The sequence below is a fragment of the Brevibacterium sp. SIMBA_078 genome (assembly GCF_046534565.1).
Lineage (GTDB): Bacteria > Actinomycetota > Actinomycetes > Actinomycetales > Brevibacteriaceae > Brevibacterium.
The window spans coordinates 1-239 of the sequence record NZ_JAWRYQ010000546.1 but is presented as its reverse complement, the minus strand read 5'-3'; the positions used below and the strand labels follow the sequence as shown (position 1 = coordinate 239).

1 protein-coding gene is annotated in these 239 nt (G+C 41.8%); it reads left to right on the top strand.

All coding sequences use genetic code 11. The annotated features are described in order from the left end of the window. Nucleotides 1–239 (top strand): hypothetical protein (locus tag SB749_RS20740; protein WP_410711978.1); only part of this gene is annotated, 239 nt, incomplete at both ends.

Genomic DNA, 239 nt, shown 5'->3' with positions numbered 1-239 from the left:
AAAGAAAATCAATAAAACGCTTGATACTAGAGCGAATATAAACGGTCTTACTGTCACTATTTCGGAAGACAATACGGCCACACGGGGCAGAGGCTTCGGCAAGCAAAAAGAAGAAAAAGACACGATAAGTGAAAGCGCTATGGGTTATGAGAGCAAAACCGGTACGTGGTCTTATGACGATGCTTTGAAAGCTGATTTTACGAATAAGCCTGGCGCCACTTTTACTTTTTCTTTCACTG